This is a genomic window from Kocuria marina, assembly GCF_000786655.1.
Lineage (GTDB): Bacteria > Actinomycetota > Actinomycetes > Actinomycetales > Micrococcaceae > Kocuria > Kocuria marina_A.
This window is the reverse complement of the sequence record NZ_JROM01000036.1, coordinates 1-2,853: the sequence shown is the minus strand read 5'-3', so window position 1 is coordinate 2,853 and position 2,853 is coordinate 1. Positions and strand designations below refer to the sequence as shown.

Annotated in this window: 2 protein-coding genes and 1 pseudogene; 2 read left to right on the top strand and 1 reads right to left on the bottom strand. The window is 70.0% G+C overall.

Annotation, left to right across the window (positions count from 1 at the left end):
- Nucleotides 1–416 precede the first annotated feature (416 nt).
- Nucleotides 417–743, bottom strand: coding sequence for a hypothetical protein (locus tag AS25_RS08635; protein ID WP_035964345.1), 327 nt, complete (start codon nucleotides 741–743; stop codon nucleotides 417–419).
- Nucleotides 744–1,334: 591 nt separating this feature from the next.
- Here AS25_RS08635 and AS25_RS08630 point away from each other — a divergent pair.
- Both AS25_RS08630 and AS25_RS14255 read left to right on the top strand, forming a co-directional pair.
- Nucleotides 1,335–2,279 carry an alpha/beta fold hydrolase gene (locus AS25_RS08630; RefSeq protein ID WP_035964342.1) on the top strand — a complete coding sequence of 315 codons (945 nt, stop codon included), beginning with the start codon at nucleotides 1,335–1,337 and terminating at the stop codon, nucleotides 2,277–2,279.
- Nucleotides 2,280–2,509: 230 nt separating this feature from the next.
- Nucleotides 2,510–2,722 (top strand): annotated as a pseudogene (locus AS25_RS14255) (integrase core domain-containing protein); the annotation flags it as partial.
- Between the last annotated feature and the right edge of the window lie 131 nt (nucleotides 2,723–2,853).

Sequence of the window (2,853 nt, the reverse complement as noted above, 5' to 3'; positions counted from 1 at the left end):
GTCAGCCACCACTTCTTCGGCGACCGGACCGAATGAAGGGGGCGGCCCAGCCTCCCCCGGCATCTCGGGGGAACGTTCACAGTGTTCTCACGCGAAGGGACGCTGCTGCACGACGCGGAGAAGAGGTGCCAGGCCGCCCCGCAACACCGCGCGGGTCCCAGGATCACCGAGAGGCTGCCGCCGAATTCGATGGCCGGGCCGAGTGATTCGACCCATGAGGGCGCCGGTCCCGGACTCACCCCCGAGGGGCGGAGCCGACATGCGGCGACGGCGCCACCCTCGCAAGGGTGACGCGTCGCTCGGCCGGGCTCGGCGATGCAGGCCCGCCACAGGTGGGCGTGGTGGTGATGGCCACGCCCACCTGTGGTCGCTCAGGAGCGGGCGAAGAACATCTGGTTGACGGACTTGTTCGCACCTTAGGCGGAGGTGGGGCGGGCGCCCTTGCCGAGCTCCCACGCGATCGTCACCGAGCGACCACGCGTGATGGAACGCAGGCGCGAACCGGTGTGCACGTCACCCACACGCGAGGACGTCTTGGCGTTGATCACGGCCATGACCTGCGCCTTGCTCGCGTCGGCGGGCACCCGCACCGTCACGAACTGCCAGTTGTTCGCGCCCCAGAGGGCGCGGTCCTCGCGGTAACGCAGCACGCCGTCGTCGTCGAGGCGCGCCATGACCCGGGCCTGAGCCGCGGTCTTGGGCATGTACCGGTCCACCTGGAAGGTGCGCTGCACCGCCTTCACTGCGGGGACGCTCGGACGGGTCGTCGGGCGCGTGGTGGGCGTGGTCGTGGGGCGCGTCGTCGGCGCGGGCACCGTAGTCGCGGGCGACGTGGGCCGCGGCGTGATCGCCGGGACCGAGGTCGTCGGCGCCGGGCTCGTCGGCCGGGGGGCCGTCGTCGGGTACACGCAGCACCGGAGCGGGGACGCCGTTTCTCCATGTGATGTCCCGTGTCGCCTGTCTGATCGACCCCGGCCTCACCTTCCTTAGCCGCGATGCCGAGGCCTGGTCCACGTTCTGCGGGCCGTCCGGGCGTGGACGGGCACGCCCGGCGCCGGCACAGAGCGTCCGAAGTGCCACGGGGCGGGCCGGCAGGCATGATCCGGGCGGGACGCGGCCCCCCACCGGGGGTGACCCTGCCGGGCCGCCGGGTCCGGACCCGGTCACGCGGCTCTCGGGACGGGCTGGGCGCGTACCTGCCGCTCTCAGCGCCCGCGACAGGGAGTTCCGCGAGTGGGCGACGGAGGTCGGGGGCCGGACATCCCGTTGTCGGCAGGTACGGTAGGGTCATACCGTCGAGCTCCCCGCCCGAGGGGCATGACGAGGAGGTCAGCATGGCTCTGCGCGAACTCGAGTTCACGTCGCACAACGGCACCGACACCATCCAGGCCTGGGTGTACGAACCGGCGGTCACGCCGGTGGCGGTGGTCCAGCTCATCCACGGTCTCGGCGAGCACTCCCGCCGGTACCTGCACATGACGGCCGCGCTGGTGGATGCGGGGTTCGTCGTGGTCGCGGACGATCACGCGGGTCACGGTCGGACGGCGATGCAGTCGGGGACGTGGGGTGACGCCGGTGACGAGTCGGCGACGGTCATCGTGCAGGACGAGGTGACGCTGTACCGGAAGGCCAAGGAGCTGTTCCCCGACCTGCCGTACGTGGTATTTGGCCACAGCCTGGGGTCGATGATCGCGCGGGCGCTGGTGCTGCAGCCGGGTGTCGAGGTCGACGGGCTCGCGCTGGGCGGTATCGCCGTGGGCATGCGCGGTGTCGAGTCGACGCTGGATCGCGAGGCCCTGAAGGCTGCCGTGGCGGCCGACGGTTCCGCCCCCGCTGCGGATGCGTTGGTGGGCCAGCTGTTCGACGGCTTCTACGACCGCCTCGGCCCGGACTTCGGCCCGACGGACTGGGTGGCGCGCAACGCGGACGTCGTCCGTGATCACGGCCGCGACCCCTTCAACAACTTCGGCGCCCCCTTGAGCAACCGGTTCCTGCAGGGCTTCGTCGACGTGTACGACCAGGCCAACGGCGACGACTTCTTCGACCGCCTTCCGCAGGTTCCCGTCGCGATCTTCGCGGGCGCGGAGGACCCGGTGACCAACTACGGCGAGGGTGCGCGCGAGGTCGCCCGGCGCCTGGAGGAGAAGGGCCACGACGTCGAACTCCACATCTACCCCGACGTCCGCCACGAGGTTCACAACGAGCCCGAGACCCGCGCCGAGATGGAGAACTCCCTCATCGAGTTCGTCCACCGCGCCGCCGGGCGGGACGACGCCTGACCCCCGAGGCGCACCCGGCCGCTCGCGCCCAAGCACCGTGACGGGGCCCTGCCGTGAGGATCGTCTCTCGGCAGGGCCCCGTCGGTGATGTGAGGTCTCAGGCCATGACGGGACGCACGCGTCGCCCAGCGAGGGGCTCGTCCATGGTGACCTCGCGAAGCGGAGGATGTCGCCGGTGGCGCAGCGAGGGCGAGAGGCCTGGCCACGGGTGACCTCGCCGAAGTGAAGGCGAGGATGCCGAGAGCAGGCTCCGCGACGAGTGCCTGAACATCAACAGCTTCTACTCGCTGCTCCACGCCCAGGTCGTGATCGGCGACTGGAAGACCGAATACAACCACGACCGCCGGCATTCATCGCTCGGCTACCTCGCACCCGTCGACTACGCTCGGCAATGCACCCATCAATCGGAAACCGACGACTCGCACAGCGACCGGACCGAATGAAGGGGGCGGCCCAATCCCACTCCACATCTCCGGTCCGCCACTATTTTTCCCCTATTGGTTCGACCCGAAAGGTCTAGTGATGATCTTGATGAATCGACGGCTCGCCGTCACCAGTCTGGCTGTTCTAATGA